At 70.6% G+C, this 14,966-nt stretch carries 13 protein-coding genes; 5 read left to right on the top strand and 8 right to left on the bottom strand.

What is annotated here, in order from left to right; translation table 11 throughout:
• Positions 1–56: 56 nt before the first annotated feature.
• Both hutH and hutI read right to left on the bottom strand, forming a co-directional pair.
• Complete coding sequence (gene hutH, locus AB3X07_RS09800; protein WP_369944318.1) at positions 57–1,595, bottom strand: histidine ammonia-lyase; 1,539 nt, start codon at positions 1,593–1,595, stop codon at positions 57–59.
• Positions 1,592–2,794 carry an imidazolonepropionase gene (gene hutI, locus AB3X07_RS09805; protein ID WP_369944707.1) on the bottom strand — a complete coding sequence of 401 codons (1,203 nt, stop codon included), beginning with the start codon at positions 2,792–2,794 and terminating at the stop codon, positions 1,592–1,594. Before hutI ends, hutH begins: the two co-directional genes overlap by 4 nt.
• Before the next feature lie 63 nt (positions 2,795–2,857).
• Here hutI and AB3X07_RS09810 point away from each other — a divergent pair, with 63 nt between their 5' ends.
• From AB3X07_RS09810 to AB3X07_RS09820, 3 genes are all read left to right on the top strand, one after another.
• Entirely contained in the window at positions 2,858–4,255 is a 1,398-nt protein-coding gene (locus AB3X07_RS09810; protein WP_369944319.1) for a formimidoylglutamate deiminase, read from the top strand.
• A 49-nt stretch (positions 4,256–4,304) separates the two neighbouring features.
• Positions 4,305–5,036 carry a histidine utilization repressor gene (hutC, locus tag AB3X07_RS09815; protein WP_369944320.1) on the top strand — a complete coding sequence of 244 codons (732 nt, stop codon included), beginning with the start codon at positions 4,305–4,307 and terminating at the stop codon, positions 5,034–5,036.
• 183 nt (positions 5,037–5,219) lie between these two features.
• Complete coding sequence (locus AB3X07_RS09820; protein ID WP_369944321.1) at positions 5,220–7,208, top strand: SDR family oxidoreductase; 1,989 nt, start codon at positions 5,220–5,222, stop codon at positions 7,206–7,208.
• A 370-nt stretch (positions 7,209–7,578) separates the two neighbouring features.
• Here the strand turns inward: AB3X07_RS09820 and AB3X07_RS09825 are convergent, their stop codons facing one another.
• From AB3X07_RS09825 to AB3X07_RS09835, 3 genes are all read right to left on the bottom strand, one after another.
• Positions 7,579–8,598 carry a restriction endonuclease gene (locus AB3X07_RS09825; RefSeq protein ID WP_369944322.1) on the bottom strand — a complete coding sequence of 340 codons (1,020 nt, stop codon included), beginning with the start codon at positions 8,596–8,598 and terminating at the stop codon, positions 7,579–7,581.
• Between the two features lie 201 nt (positions 8,599–8,799).
• Positions 8,800–9,432, bottom strand: coding sequence for a phasin family protein (locus AB3X07_RS09830; RefSeq protein WP_369944323.1), 633 nt, complete (start codon positions 9,430–9,432; stop codon positions 8,800–8,802).
• Positions 9,433–9,517: 85 nt separating this feature from the next.
• The gene (locus tag AB3X07_RS09835; protein WP_369944324.1) at positions 9,518–10,789 is read right to left on the bottom strand and encodes a patatin-like phospholipase family protein; all 1,272 of its coding nucleotides are present in this window, start codon (positions 10,787–10,789) and stop codon (positions 9,518–9,520) included.
• 87 nt (positions 10,790–10,876) lie between these two features.
• On the opposite strand from AB3X07_RS09835, the gene AB3X07_RS09840 reads away from it, so the two are divergent.
• Entirely contained in the window at positions 10,877–11,596 is a 720-nt protein-coding gene (locus AB3X07_RS09840) for an FFLEELY motif protein (RefSeq protein WP_369944325.1), read from the top strand.
• Between the two features lie 358 nt (positions 11,597–11,954).
• On the opposite strand, the gene AB3X07_RS09845 is transcribed toward AB3X07_RS09840, so the two are convergent.
• Positions 11,955–12,230, bottom strand: a complete 276-nt coding sequence (locus AB3X07_RS09845) for a polyhydroxyalkanoic acid system family protein (RefSeq protein WP_369944326.1) — start codon at positions 12,228–12,230, stop codon at positions 11,955–11,957.
• 119 nt (positions 12,231–12,349) lie between these two features.
• Here AB3X07_RS09845 and AB3X07_RS09850 point away from each other — a divergent pair, with 119 nt between their 5' ends.
• Entirely contained in the window at positions 12,350–13,150 is an 801-nt protein-coding gene (locus AB3X07_RS09850) for an FHA domain-containing protein (protein ID WP_369944327.1), read from the top strand.
• On the opposite strand, the gene msrQ is transcribed toward AB3X07_RS09850, so the two are convergent.
• Complete coding sequence (gene msrQ, locus AB3X07_RS09855; protein WP_369944328.1) at positions 13,119–13,748, bottom strand: protein-methionine-sulfoxide reductase heme-binding subunit MsrQ; 630 nt, start codon at positions 13,746–13,748, stop codon at positions 13,119–13,121. The genes AB3X07_RS09850 and msrQ overlap by 32 nt on opposite strands.
• 134 nt (positions 13,749–13,882) lie before the next feature.
• Positions 13,883–14,851 carry a protein-methionine-sulfoxide reductase catalytic subunit MsrP gene (msrP, locus tag AB3X07_RS09860; RefSeq protein ID WP_369944329.1) on the bottom strand — a complete coding sequence of 323 codons (969 nt, stop codon included), beginning with the start codon at positions 14,849–14,851 and terminating at the stop codon, positions 13,883–13,885.
• Positions 14,852–14,966 lie beyond the last annotated feature (115 nt).

Here is a 14,966-nt window from a genome sequence, read left to right on the forward strand (position 1 = left end):
GCTTTCCCGGGAAGGCCCGGTCGCGGCTAAAGCCGCTCCTACAAGGGGGCGTCGGATTAGACACTGACCTCGGGCAACGGCATCCCCACCGCCGCGGCCAGTGCGCCGGCGCGCACCAGCGCGGTGGCGGCGAGCATGTCCGGGTGGAAGTAGCGGTCGTCCTGCAGCGCCGATACGCGGCCACGCAGCAGCGCGCGTGCCGCTTCCAGCGCCGCGCTGGAGCGCAGTGGCGCGTGGAAGTCGCAACCCTGCGCGGCGGCCAGCAGCTCGATGCCGACCACGTTGGCCGCGTTCTCGGCCATCGCCAGCAGGCGCCGCGCGCCGTGCGCGGCCATTGACACGTGGTCTTCCTGGTTGGCCGAGGTCGGGATCGAGTCGACGCTGGCCGGATAGGCGCGCTGCTTGTTCTCCGAGACCAGCGCCGCGGCGGTGACCTGCGGAATCATGAAGCCGGAGTTGAGGCCGGGCTTGGGCGTCAGGAACGCCGGCAACCCGGACAGCGCCGGGTCCACCAGCATGGCGACGCGGCGCTCGCTGATCGAGCCGATCTCGCACACCGCCAGCGCCAGCATGTCGGCGGCGAAGGCCACCGGCTCGGCGTGGAAGTTGCCGCCGGACAGCGCCTCGCCGGTGTCGCTGAACACCAGCGGGTTGTCGGAGACGCCATTGGCCTCGGTGGCCAGGGTGGTGGCGGCCTGGCGCATCACGTCCAGCGCCGCGCCCATCACCTGCGGCTGGCAGCGCAGGCAGTACGGATCCTGCACGCGCACGTCGTTGTCGCGGTGCGAATCGCGGATCGCCGAGTCGTGCATCAGGGCGCGCAGCGCGGCGGCGGTGGCGATCTGCCCGGGCTGGCCGCGCAGCGCATGGATGCGCGGATCGAACGGGGTGTCCGAGCCCTTCGCGGCCTCGGTGGACAGCGCCCCGGCGACCAGCGCGGCATGGAACACGCGCTCGATCTCGAACAGCCCGGCCAGCGCGTAGGCGGTGGAGAACTGGGTGCCGTTGAGCAGCGCCAGGCCCTCCTTGGCGCCCAGCGTCAGCGGCTGCAGCCCGGCCTGGGCCAGTGCCTGCGCCGCCGGCAGGCGCGCGTCGCCGACGAAGGCCTCGCCGACGCCGAGCATCACCGTCGCCAGGTGCGCCAATGGCGCCAGGTCGCCGGAGGCGCCGACCGAGCCCTGGCACGGCACCACCGGGATCACCTCGTGGTGCAGCAGCGCTTCCAGCAGCGCCAGCGTCTGCGGCTGCACGCCGGAGGCACCCTGGGCCAGGCTGGCCAGCTTCAGCGCCATCATCAGCCGCACCACCGGCACCGGCATCGGCGCGCCGACCCCGGCCGCGTGCGACAGCACGATGTTGCGTTGCAGGGCTTCCAGGTCCTCGCGCTCGATGCGAACGCTGGCCAGCTTGCCGAAGCCGGTGTTGATGCCGTACACCGGCGCGCCGGTGGCGACGATCGCCTCCACGGTCTGCGCGCTGCGCAGCACCGCCTCGGCGCAGGCCGGGTCCAGGCGCACGCCGGCGCCGCGGTACACGGCGCGCCACTGCGCCAGGCTCACCGCGCCGGGGCGCAGCAGGATCTCGTCGTCGCTCATTGTCCTCTCCAGATACGCGCATGCAGCGGGTTAAAGCCCATGCGATAGACCAATTCGGCCGGTTCGGCGATGTCCCAGATCGCCAGGTCGCAGGCCAGCCCGGCGCGCAGCCGGCCGACCTGGTCCTGGCGCCCGAGCGCGCGCGCCGCCTCGCGGGTGAAGCCGGCGATGCACTCGGCCACGGTCAGCCGGAACAGCGTCGCCGCCAGGTTCATCGCCAGCAGCGGGCTGGTCAGCGGCGAGGTGCCGGGGTTGCAGTCGGTGGCCAGCGCGCGCGGCACGCCGGCGGCGCGCAGCGCGGCGATCGGCGGGAGATGGGTGTCACGGGTGAAATAGAACGCGCCCGGCAGCAGCACCGCGACGGTGCCGGCGGCGGCCATCGCGGCCACGCCGGCGTCATCGAGGTACTCGACGTGGTCGGCCGACAGCGCCCCGTAGCGCGCCGCCAGCGCCGCGCCGCCCTGGTTGGACAACTGCTCGGCATGGATCTTCAGCGCCAGGCCGTGGCGCTGCGCGGCCTGGAACACCTGTTCGGTCTGCGCCGGGGTGAAGGCCAGATGCTCGCAGAACACGTCCACCGCCTCGGCCAGGCCTTGCGCGGCGACCGCGGGGATCATCCGTTCGCAGACCTCGTCGATGTAGGCCTGCGCCTCGGCGCCGGGTGGCACCGCGTGCGCGCCAAGGAAGGTCGGCGACACCGCGACAGGGCGCAGTTCGCCCAGCCGCCGCGCCACCCGCAGCAGGCGCAGTTCGTCGTCCAGGGTCAGGCCGTAGCCGGACTTGATCTCCACCGTGGTCACGCCTTCGGCCAGCAACGCGTCCAGCCGCGGCAGGCTGGCGGCGAGCAGGGCGTCCTCGTCGGCGGCGCGGGTGGCGCGCACCGTGGAGACGATGCCGCCGCCGGCGCGGGCGATGTCGGCGTAGCTGGCGCCGAGCAGGCGTTGCTCGAACTCGCCGGCGCGGGTGCCGGCATAGACCAGGTGGGTGTGGCAGTCGATCAGGCCGGGGCCGATCCAGCGTCCGCCGCAGTCGATGCTGCGCCGCGCCGACAGCGGACCGGGCAACTGCGCGGCGGCGCCGGCATAGACGATGTGGCCGTCGTGGCAGGCCACCACGCCGTCGCGGACCAGGCCCAGGCCGCCGTCCTCGGCGTCCAGCGTCATCAGGTGCGCGTTGTGCCAGAGCGTGTCGCAGGGCATGGTCACGGGCGGGCTCGTCGGTTATTTTGTATATACAATATTGCGGTCGATGGAGGGTGTCCAGTGCAGACCCAGGCGCAACAGCAGGCCAGCGGCAACGCGGGATCGGGCGAATTCTGGTGCGCGCACGCGCTGCTGCCGCAAGGCTGGGCGCGCGACGTGCGCATCGGTGTGCGCGGTGGTCGCATCGCCACGGTGGAGCGCGGCGTGGCCGCGGCCATGGGCGATCGGTGCCTGGACATCGTGGTGCCCGGGCTGGGCAATCTGCACAGCCACGCCTTCCAGCGCGGGATGGCCGGGTTGACCGAGATCGGCGGACGCAGCGGCGACAGCTTCTGGAGTTGGCGCGAGCTGATGTACCGCTTCCTGCAGCGGCTGAGCCCCGACGATCTGCAAGCCATCGCCGAGCAGGCCTACGTGGAGATGCTCGAGGCCGGCTTCACCCGGGTCGGCGAGTTCCACTACGTGCATCACGCGGCCGACGGCCGGCCCTACGCCGACCGTGCCGAGATGGCGCAGCGCCTGGCGGCCGCGGCCCAGACCAGCGGCATCGGCCTGACCTTGCTGCCGGTGTTCTACGCGCATGCCGACTTCGGCGGCGCCGCGCCCAACCCCGCGCAGCAGCGCCTGCTGCACGACGTCGACGGGTTCGCCGCGCTGCTGGACGGCAGCCGCCGCGCCCTGCAGGGGCTGGACGATGCGGTGCTGGGCCTGGCCCCGCACAGCCTGCGCGCGGTCACCCCGGACGAACTGGCGGCGCTGCTGCCGCTGTGCGATGGCCCGGTGCACATCCACATCGCCGAACAGACCCGCGAGGTCGACGCCTGCCTGGCCTGGAGCGGGCAGCGGCCGGTGCAATGGCTGCTGGCGCACGCGCCGGTGGACGCGCGCTGGTGCCTGGTCCATGCCACCCATGTGGATGCCGCCGAAGTGCGCGGCATCGCCGCCAGCGGCGCGGTGGTGGGGTTGTGCCCGATCACCGAGGCCAACCTCGGCGACGGCCTGTTCCCGATGCCGGACTTCCTGCGTGCCGGGGGGCGCTTCGGCGTCGGCTCCGATTCCAACGTGCTGATCGATGCGGCCGAGGAGCTGCGCCTGCTCGAATACGGCCAGCGCCTGACCCTACGCGGGCGCAACGTGCTCGCCGGCGACACCGCGTTGTCCAGCGGCCGCCTGCTGTTCCAGTCCGCCGCGCAGGGCGCGGCGCAGGCGCTCGGCGTCGAGCAGGGCCTGCACGTGGGCGCGCCGGCCGACCTGGTCGAACTGGACGCCGCGCACCCGGCCTTGCAGGCGCGCCGCGACGACGCCTGGTTGGATAGTTGGATCTTCGCCGCGCGCGGCGGCGCAGTGCGCGCGGTGTGGCGCCACGGCCGCGAGTTGGTGCGCGATGGACGCCATCTGCAGCGCGACGCGGTGGCCGCGCGCTACGCCCGCGCGCTGACGCGGCTGCTGGACGCATGAGGCGCGACGCGCGCGCGGCGTGGTCCGCCTGCCGCGGCACGGGGCGCCGATGAGCCCGGCCGCCCCGGCGCTGCCGCTCAACCAGCGCATCCGCCGCGACATCGAGGCGCACATCCGCAGCGGCGCGTGGCCGCCGGGCCACCGCATTCCGTTCGAGCACGAGCTGATGGCGCAGTACGGCTGCTCGCGGATGACCGTCAACAAGGTGCTGGCGCTGCTCGCCGACGCCGGCATGATCGAGCGTCGGCGTCGCGCCGGTTCGTTCGTGGCGCGCCCGCATCCGCACATGGAGCAGGTGGCGCTGGAGATTCCGGACATCCCGGTCGAGGTCGCCGCGCGCGGCCATGACTACCGCTTCGAACTGCTGGAGCGGCAGCAGCGCGCACCGCGCGCGGCGCTGCCGCAGGAAGCCGAGGTCGCCGCGGACGGCAGCCTGCTGGCGCTGCAGTGCCTGCACTACGCCGATGGCCGTCCGTTCGCGCTGGAAGAGCGGGTGATCAATCCGGTGGCGGTGCCGGAAGCCTTGCGGATGGACTTCGCGGTCACCGTGCCCGGCAGCTGGCTGCTGCAGCACGTGCCGTGGACCCGCGCCGAACACCGCATCAGTGCGGTCGGCGCCAGTGCCGCGCAGGCGGCGCGCTTACAGGTGCCGGCCGGCACCGCCTGCCTGCTGATCGACCGCCGCACCTGGCGCGGCGAGCAGGCGGTGACCTTCGTGCGCCAGGTCTTCCTCGGCGACACCTACGACCTGGTCGCGCGGTTCTCGCCTGGCGCGCGCTGAGTCCCGCGCGCCGCGCGCGAACGCGCTCGCATCGGCGGCGCGCGAGGCCGTCGATGTCGCGGTGCAGCACGGTGTGAGCGCTCACCATACTGCGGCGTGCGTTTGTCCTGCCCGCCGCACTCTGGCAAGTTAGCGCCGAGGCTGGGCGAGGGGCCGTGGCCGCGGAACGAGGGATGGTTCGGCATGACGTATTTCGTAACAGGCGCCACCGGTTTCATCGGCCGTTATCTGATGGCCAACCTGATGCGGCGCAAGGGCGTCGTGCACGTCCTGCTGCGCAAGGAGTCGCAGCGCAAGTTCGACGCGCTGGTGCGCGAGCAGGGCTGGGATCCCAAGCGCCTGGTGGTGCTGCATGGCGACGTCGGCGCCGAGTGTTGCGGGCTGGACGCGGCGCAGCGCAAGGCGTTGCAGGGCAAGGTCAAGCACTTCTTCCACCTCGCCGCGCTGTACGACCTCACCGCCAAGGCCGAGGAACAACGCATCGCCAACCTCGACGGCACCCGCAACGCGCTGGAGCTGGCCGCGCAGATCGGCGCCGGGATCTTCCATCACACCAGTTCGATCGCGGTGGCCGGGCTGTACCCGGGCATCTTCCGCGAGGACATGTTCGAGGAAGCCGAGGGGCTGGACGATCCCTACCTGCGCACCAAGCACGACGCGGAGGCGCTGGTGCGCGCCGAGACCCGGATCAAATGGCGCATCTACCGCCCGGCGATGGTGGTCGGCGATTCGCGCACCGGCGCCATCGACAAGATCGACGGTCCGTATTACTTCTTCCCGCTGATCAAGAAGCTGCGCCAGCTGTTGCCGCCATGGGCGCCGATGCTCGGCATCGAGGGCGGGCGCATCAACCTGGTGCCGGTGGACTTCGTCGCCGACGCGATGGACCACATCGCGCACAAGCCCAAGCTCGACGGCCACACCTTCCACCTCACCGACCCGGAGCCGCTGCGCGTGGGCGAGGTGCTCAACGTGTTCTGCCGCGCCGGCCACGCCCCGGAAATGACCTTGCGGGTGGACGCGCGCATGTTCGCGTTCGTGCCCTCCAGCATCCGTGCCGCGGTCGGCAGCCTGCCGCCGATCCGCCGCTTCACCGGCATGCTGCTGCGCGACTTCCGCATCCCGCGCGAGGTGCTGAAGTTCATCACCTATCCCACGCGCTTCGACAGCCGCGAGACCGAGCGCGCGCTCAAGGGCAGCGGCATCGCGGTGCCGCGCCTGGAGGACTACGCCTGGCGCCTGTGGGACCACTGGGAACGGCACCTGGACCCGGACCTGTTCGTCGACCGTTCGCTCAAGGGCAAGGTCCGCGGCAAGGTGGTGCTGATCACCGGCGGCTCCTCGGGCATCGGCCTGGCCACCGCGCAGCGCGTCGCCGAGGCCGGCGCCATCACCGTCATCGTGGCCCGCGGCGAACAGGAACTGCATGCCGCGCGCGATGCGATGAACGCCAAGGGCGGCAAGGTCTTCGCCTATACCGCCGACCTGTCCGACCTGGCCGACTGCGATCGCCTGATCAAGACCGTGCTGGAGGCGCACGGCCATGTCGACGTGCTGATCAACAACGCCGGCCGCTCCATCCGCCGCTCGATCGAGCTGAGCTACGACCGCTTCCACGATTTCGAGCGGACCATGCAGTTGAACTACTTCGGCAGCCTGCGCCTGATCATGGGCGTGCTGCCGGGCATGACCGCGCGGCGCAAGGGCCACATCATCAACGTCAGCTCGATCGGCGTGCTGGCCAACTCGCCGCGCTTTTCCGCCTACGTCGCCTCCAAGGCGGCGCTGGATGCCTGGAGCCGCTGCGCGCAGGGCGAACTCTCGGGCAAGGGCATCAGCTTCACCACGGTCAACATGCCGCTGGTGAAGACGCCGATGATCGCCCCGACCAAGATGTACGACAGCGTGCCGACGCTGAGCGTGGACGAGGCCGCCGACCTGATGGTCAAGGCGATCATCGAACGCCCCAGCCGCGTGGCCACCCGCCTGGGCATCTTCGCCGCCCTGGTCAACGCGGTGGCGCCGAAGGCCTACGAAGTGGTGATGAACACCGCCTTCGAACTGTTCCCGGACTCGGCCGCGGCCAAGGGCGACCGCAAGGCGCTACGCGAGACCAAGCCCAGCCAGGAGCAGATCGCGTTTGCCGCGCTGATGCGGGGCGTGCATTGGTAGGAGCTGGGAATGGGGAATTGGGAGTCGGGAATCGGAAAAGCGCTGGCTGCACGCGGTGCAGCTACTGTCTTACCAGACAGAGCTTCCTGCGCCCATGCTCGCTGCGTAAGAGCCGGGAGTAGAGAATCGGGAATCGGGAATCGGTAAGCGCTGGCTGCACGCGGCGCTGCTACTGCCTTATCGAACAGAGCTTCCTGTGCCCATGCTCGCTGCGTAAGAGCCGAGAGTAGGGAATCGGGAATCGGGAAAGTGCTGGCTGCACGCGGTGCAGCTACTGCCTTACCAAACAGAGCCTCCTGCGCTCATGCTCGCTGCGCGCCGATAGCCCGCTCCAACGATTCCCCATTCCCCAATCCCCATTCCCGGCTCCTCAGAACGTCCTACATTGCCGCCACCGCACCGGCTCGTCGCGGTCCGGGCGGGGGTTGAGCTGGATGCGCACGGTGCGCAGCGAGGGATAGCGCTCCACTTCCCTGCAGATCAACGGCCAGACCTGGGCGTCGTCGCCGCTGCGGTCGATCACCAGGGTCATCTGGGTCTGCCAGATGCCGCGGATCACCCCGGGCGTGCGTGCCAGCGTCTTCGACAGCGCCTGGCGATAGCCGGCCTCGGTGGCGGCGTCGGGTTGTGCGGTGGCCGGCGCGGTCTCGGTGGCGGACGGTGGAACAGCGGCGTTCGTCTCGGCACCCGGTGCTTTGTCCGCTGCCGGCGCCGGTGCGGGGGCGACAGGCGCGGACGATGCCGCGGCGGGGAGCGTTGGCGCGGGCGCTGCGGCGATGGCGGCATCCGCGCGGCGTTGCTGCAACGCCAGGCCGCCCAGTCCCACCATCAGGCCCAGCGTCACGCAGGCCAGCGCGGCGATGGCGATGTGCCGCTGCGCGCGCCGGCGCGACGCGCCGACCACGCCGTCCTCCAGCTCGCTCGGCAGGTAGCGCTTGAGCATCGGCCAGATGCGGCGTCCGTCGAGGATTTCGACCGACTGCTTGTCGGCGGCGGCGACGCCGTCGCGTTGCACCTTGCCCTCGGTGACCAGGATGCCGCCCTGCGCGCCCATCAGCCGCGCCGCGGCGCCCAGTTCGTTGACCGCGGCCGAGCCGATCCGGTACGCGCGGCCGTGCTTGCACGACAGCAGCCAGCGCGCATCGCCGCGGGTCATGACGAAATCGCTCTGCGGTTCCACCGCCGGGTCCTCGTCGGCGTCGTCGTGCAGGTCGCGTTGCTCGCGCATCGCGCGTCGCACCATGCGCGAGAAGTCGCGCCAGTGCAGTCCGGCCAGGGCGTGCAACCCGGCCGTGGTCTCGTTCTCGCGGCGGCGGACCAGCCATAGGTAGAGCGTGGCGGCGAGCCAGGTCGCGAGCGCCAGCACCATTGCCACTATCCAGGGAAACATGCACGCACCCGCGTAACGCTGATCGATGACGCCAGTTTATCGCCAGCGTGTCACGGCGCCGGGAAGGCGGCAGCGGGGAACGGCGGACAGGAGAAGACCCGCCAGTCCGAAGCCGAGAGGGGAGGGGAGCAAACGGTCTTCAGATGGACTGGCGGGTCCGTCCCGATTGTCGGAAAAAATCTGCTGCTTTGCAACAAAAGGTCATTCGGAGGCGGCGGGGGGCGCCGCGCGCTTGCGGCTGGCGCGTTTGGGCGCAGGCGTGGCGCTGGCGACGACCGGGCCGGCGCGACGCCGCGCCGGTGCCGGCTGCTTGGCGGCGCGGGGCTTGGGCGCAGCGGTCTTGGCCGCTTTTTTGGCGGCGGGCGCCTTGGCCGGCGCCTTGCGCGCGCTGCGGGCGCCGCCGAGATTGCGCAGCTCGGCGTTGAGCGCGTCCACACGCTCGACCAGCGAACCGAGGTCCTCGCGGCTGGGCACTTCCAGCCGGCGCAAGGCGCGCTGCACGCGGTCCTCGAACACCTTCTCCAGCCGGTCCCAGGTGTCGGCGGCGCGTTCGCGCGCCTGGCCGACCCGGTTCTCCACCACATCGCGGACCGCGTCCACGCCGCCGCCGGCCAGCTTGCGCGTGCTCTGTTCCAGGGTCAGGCCTTCCTTCACCAGCGTCTCGAACAGCTTGCCGCCCTCGGCCTGGGCGCGGCCGAAGGCGCCGACACCGGCCAGCCACACCTGCTGGGCCGATTCGCCCAGCCGCTTGGACAGTTTTTCCGCCTGCGCCTGCAGGCCTTCGTCGGCGGCGGCCGTCTTCTTCTTGCGCGTGGACTTCTTCAGTGTGGCCATGGCGATGCGGTTCCTTCGGCAGTTGGGTGGCTGGATTCGAGACTCACGGCGTTGCTTAGAGTAATCACACCAGCGCGGCGGCGGATCAGTCGGCGTGTGGCGGCGGGCGTCGGGTGCGGCGCGTGGCGCGGCGCGCGGCGATGACCTGGTCGACGTCGTCGAGCGCTCGGCGCAGGCGCGCGGTGGTTTCGGTCATGCGCCGCGGCGATACGTCCACGCCATCGGTGAAGGTGCGGTGGCGATCGTTGAGGATCGCGTGGCGCAGGGCGATGCCATGCGCGGCCAGCATCGGTTCCAGCACCTCGGCGTTGCGGCGCAGGTCGGCCAGGGTGTTGCGGTAGGCCAACTGGCAGACGCGGTGGCGCGCGGCATAGCTGAACAGATTGGTGAAGAACAGTTCGCTGTTGTCGGCATTGGGCTCGAACACCACCTGGTCCACCCGCGGATACTGCCGCGCGTACTTTTCCAGCCCGACCTGCATGCGCGACTGCAGCAGGGTGCGGAAGGTCTGCGACAGCACCGCCGGCAGGCCGCCGCTGAGCAGGCGCGCGCGGTCGATCTGGCCATTGCGGCGCGGCGCGTGGGTGGCGTCGTAGGGCACCAGCGGATTGATCCCGATCATCAGGTCGATGCCGCGCTCGAGCAGCGTGGAGGCGTGCATCGTGCGCCGCAGCGCGCCGTCGACGTAGTGATGGCCGCCGATCTCCACCGGCGGATATAGCCCCGGCAACGCGGCGCTGGCCTGCACCGCCAGCGAGATCGGCACGTGGTCCAGGCCCGGCTCGCCGAAGCGCACGGTGCGGCCGCTGTCCAGGTCCACCGCGACCACGAACAGGTCGGCCTCCAGCGTGCGGAAATCGTTGCTGCGGCCGCGCCGGCTGAACACGTCCTGCATGAAGCGCTCGACCCCGGCGTTGTCGAACAGGCCGCTGGGCACCAGCCCGCCGAAGCGGGTGATCAGGTCCGACCAGCGGGTCTTGCGCGGCTCGGTCAGCAGGTCGTACCACCAGCCGTAGGCGAGCTTGGGCAGGGTCGCGGCGCGGCGCAGGTATTCGTAGACGTTGGGGCGCAGGAAGTCCTCGGGGCGGAAGCGCGCGTCGTCGCTGTTGCCGGTGACGAAGATCCGGCAGATCTCGGCGCTGCTGATGCGGTTGGCCAGCCCGGCGGTGAGGAACGCGCCGGAACTGACGCCGACGTAGCAGTCCAGCCGGGTCAGGTCGAGCCCGTCCAGCGCATCGTCCAGCGCGCGCAGCGCGCCGAGCCCGTACATGCCGCCGATCGGGCCGCCGCCGGCGATGGCCAGGCCGATGCGGCCATGCGAGCGGGGGCGGGGCGAGGCGCTGTGGAGGGAGAGCATGCGCGGTCTGCGAGAGGCGTTGGCCGGAGTGTAGCCGAGCGGCGTGATGCTTGCGGTCGCGCGCGGCTGCCACCATCATCGGCGCCCATGGCGCGCAGCAATCCCGTCCTGGAACGACTCGGCCGCCGCCTGGCGTGGCACCAGGCCGTGCACGACCCGGTCCGCGAGCCGCGCAATGCGCTGCGCTGGCTGCAGGAACTGCGGCGCTGGCAGTCCGAGCGGCTGGAGCGCAGCTTCGAGCATTTCCTGGAAGACCCGCAGCGGCGCCCGGCGGCGATGTTCTTCCTCACCGATGTGTATGGCGACCGCGATTTCAGTCGCCGCGACGCCGACATCATCAAGGTGCTGCCGATGATGCAGCGGCTGATGCCGGCCTCGCTGCTGGACACGGTCGCCGACGGCATCGAACTGGGCGCGTTGACCCATGCGCTGGACCTGCGCATGGCCGAGGCGCTGCAGGCCTTGGCGCCGCGCCGCAAGCGCCTGGACGACGAACTGTATGCCGAGGCGTATCGGCACACCGGGCTGCGTCGCCTGCGCCTGCACCAGATCGACCTGATCGCCAGCGTCGGCCTGGGCCTGGCCGGCGCGGTGCACACCCCGGGCGTGCGCATGCTGCTGCGCTTCGCCCGCGGCCCGGCCAAGGCGGCGGGATTGTCGGAGTTGCAGGGGTTCCTGGAACGCGGCTTCGATGCCTTCTCCAAGCTCGGCGACGCCGAAGGCTTCATCGGCGATATCGAGACCACCGAGCGCGAGGTGTCGCGGCGCCTGTTTGCGGGGCACCCGCAGCCGTTTGCTTTTGAGTGAGCGGGGTGTGGAGTGGTCAGCGAGTCGCTTCGCGCCGGACCCTCACCTCCCTCCCGGTGGGAGAGGGGCTCGGCTCTTCCTTCTCCCATCGGGAGAAGGTGCCCCGCAGGGGCGGATGAGGGTACGGGCGCAGCCTCGTGTGCCCGAGCACCGCGAGTCGCTTTCGCGCCGGACCCTCACCCCAACCCCTCTCCCGGCGGGAGAGGGGCTAGTGGCCGTTCCTTCTCCCATCGGGAGAAGGTGCCCCGCAGGGGCGGATGAGGGTACGGGCGCAGCCTCGTGTGCCCGAGCACCACGAGTCGCTTTCGCGCCGGACCCTCACCCAACCCCTCTCCCGGCGGGAGAGGGGCTTTACGGCTCAGCCCAGCTTTTCCGCCAGCACGCGGCGGATCTCGCTTTCCACCGTGCCCTTCAGCGCCGACAGCAGGAAGCCCAGTTCGGCGGTGACATGCACTTGCTTGGGCAGCAGTTCGATGCGCCCGTCCACGCCGGAGCGCGAGAACAGCAGCGCATCGCCGTCCCAGTGCGATTCCAGGTCGAAGCGTTCGGACAGCTTCTTGGCGGCGGTTTCGATCGCCTTGCGCGCCTGCGCCGGGGTCTTGTCGTGGTCGTGGCGGATGTCGATGCTGGACATGCTGGCTCCTGTGCGGGCATGCGGCCCGCGTAAACGATCACGCATTGTGCGTATGCGCGGAGTGTTGTCCAGACGCCGCGCGCTTCTGCCGGCGCAGGCAACCTGCTAGGCTGCCCGCCGTGCCCGACCTGCAAGTCCATTTCAGCAACCGCCAGCAACCCGACCGACCCCTGCGCGCGGGCGTGCATCGCATCGTGCGGCAGGCGTCCGGGCATGTGCGCGTGGTCGACGAGACGCAGGGCGCGCTGCTGCTGGCGCAGTTCTGCCTGGACCGGCGCGGGCTGTGGCTGCAGGTCGCCAACGGCAGCCGCGGCATCCATGTGAACGGGCGGCCGGTGCGGCGCATGGCGCTGTTGCGCGCCGGCGACGCGGTATATGCCGACGGCGTGGAAATGGTGGTCCAGGGCGGATGCGAACCGCTGCAGCGACCGCCCGAGGCGGCCGAGGCCGGCGAACGCGACGATCCACGGCTGGTGCTGCGCGGGGTCGGCGGCCAGCACCATGGCCGCAGTTACACGCTGGACCGGGCGCGCAGCATCGGCCGTCTGCGCGAATGCGACATCTGCATCGACGACCCGGCCTTCGCCGAGCGCCACGCGCGCCTGGAGCGGCATGGCGAGCGCGTCCTGTTGCGCGGTCTCGGCGATGCGCAGACCCAGGTGAACGGCAATACGGTGCGCGATTGCTGGCTGCAGCCAGGCGATCAGCTGGTGTTCGATGCGCAGCACCGCTTCGTGCTGGAGGTGCCGCTGGCGGCACCCGGCGAGCCATTGAAGCAGGATGGCGGCGCCGCGCCGGCGTCTGCCGCGCCCGCGCCAGCCCCGCGCGCGGCGACCGCCTTGCGCTGGCCGTGGCTGCTGCTCAGCGCGCTGCTGCTGGCGGCCGCGCTCAGCGGGCTGTTGTGGTTCGGCGCGCGCTGAGCGCGCGCCAGCCGCGCCAACCCAGCAGCAACGCCAGGATCGCCGCGTACAGCAGCGGCTCGCGGATGTCCGACTTCACCAGCCACCAGAAGTGCAGCACGGCGAGCACGCCGATCGCGTAGATCGCCTTGTGCAGCTTGCCCCAGTTGCGCTTGAGCCGGCGCATCCAGCCCTGGGTGGAGGTGATCGCCAGCGGGATCAGCAACAGCCAGGCGAGGAAGCCGACGGTGATGTAAGGGCGTTTGACGATCTCCTCGAAGATCTGGGTCCAGTAGCCGCGCAGGTCCAGCCCCAGGTAGGCCGCCAGATGCACGGTCGCGTAGAAGAACGCATACAACCCGAGCATGCGCCGGAAGCGCAGCAGCACCGGCTGCCCGGTCAGCTGCCGCAACGGGGTGATCGCCAGGGTCAGCAGCAACAGCCGCAGCGCCCACAGCCCGGTGCGATGCTCCACCTCGGCCACCGGATCGGCACCCAGCGCATCGCTACCGGCCTGCCATACCTGCCAGAACTGCCAACCCAGATACGCCATCGGCGCCAACGCCAACGCATGCACCACCGCCTTGGCGGCGATCAACGAAGCAGAGGTCTTAGCCATGCGCCGTCATCGCGCCGTGGTGGCACGGATGCCACGAGACGGGAAGGCTGCGGTTCCAGCCGTTGCGCGGCGCAACCATCGGGCACCGCGCTTTTCCGATTCCCGATTCCCAACTCCCCATTCCCAGCCTCCACTCAATACCATTTCTTCAGATCCATCCCCGCATACATCGACGCCACCTGCGCGGCATAGCCGTTGAACGGCTGGGTCGGAATGCGCTCGGCGAACAGCTTGCTGGCCTTGCCGGCGATGCGGCGCTCGGTCTTCTGGCTCCAGCGCGGATGGTCCACCGCCGGATTGACGTTGGAGAAGAAGCCGTACTCGGACGGTTGCAACTCGTGCCAGGCGGTCTCCGGCATGCGTTCGACGAAGCGGATCTCGACGATCGACTTGATGCTCTTGAAGCCGTACTTCCACGGCACCACCAGCCGCAGCGGCGCGCCGTTCTGCTGCGGCAGCGGCTTGCCGTACAGGCCGGTGGCGAGCAGGGTCAGCGGGTGCATCGCCTCGTCGATGCGCAGGCCTTCCTTGTACGGCCAGTCGATCGACCGGTAGCGGATGCCGGGCATCTGCTGCGGGTCGGCCAGCGTGGTGAAGGCCACGTACTTGGCCTTGGAGGTCGGCGCGAAGCGCTTGAGCACCTCGCCCAGCGGCACGCCCAGCCACGGAATCACCATCGACCAACCCTCCACGCAGCGCAGCCGGTAGATGCGCTCCTCCGGCGTACTGCCCTTGAGTAGGTCGTCCAGCGCCAGGGTGCCGGGCTTTTCGCATTCGCCGGAGACCTTCACCGACCACGGCGCGGTGCGCAAGGTCTTGGCCGCGCTCGACGGATCGGTCTTGCCGGTGCCGAACTCGTAGAAGTTGTTGTAGCTGGTGACGTCCTCGTAGCGGGTCAACTCCTCGCTGGTGCGGAAACCGCTGCGCGCCTGTTTCGGGGTGACCACGGTCTTGGGCGGGGCCGGCGGCTCGGCGTCGGCGCAGCCGACCAGGCCCAGCGCCGGGCTCAACGCCAGCGCCTGCAGCAACCTCCGGCGGTCGCGGTAGACGGCCTCGTCTGTGATCTCGCGGCTGGGAAGGGAGAGGGCATCGCGCAACGACATGGCTGACTCCTGGTGCGGGCGACCGCGGGCGGCTTCCATCAAGACTACGCCGGCGCCGGTCGAATGGATGCAAATGCAACCTAAATTGCCCGGGCCGCAAGCTGTTGCGCTGCGG

Source organism: Xanthomonas sp. DAR 35659, from assembly GCF_041242975.1.
GTDB classification, from domain to species: domain Bacteria; phylum Pseudomonadota; class Gammaproteobacteria; order Xanthomonadales; family Xanthomonadaceae; genus Xanthomonas_A; species Xanthomonas_A medicagonis.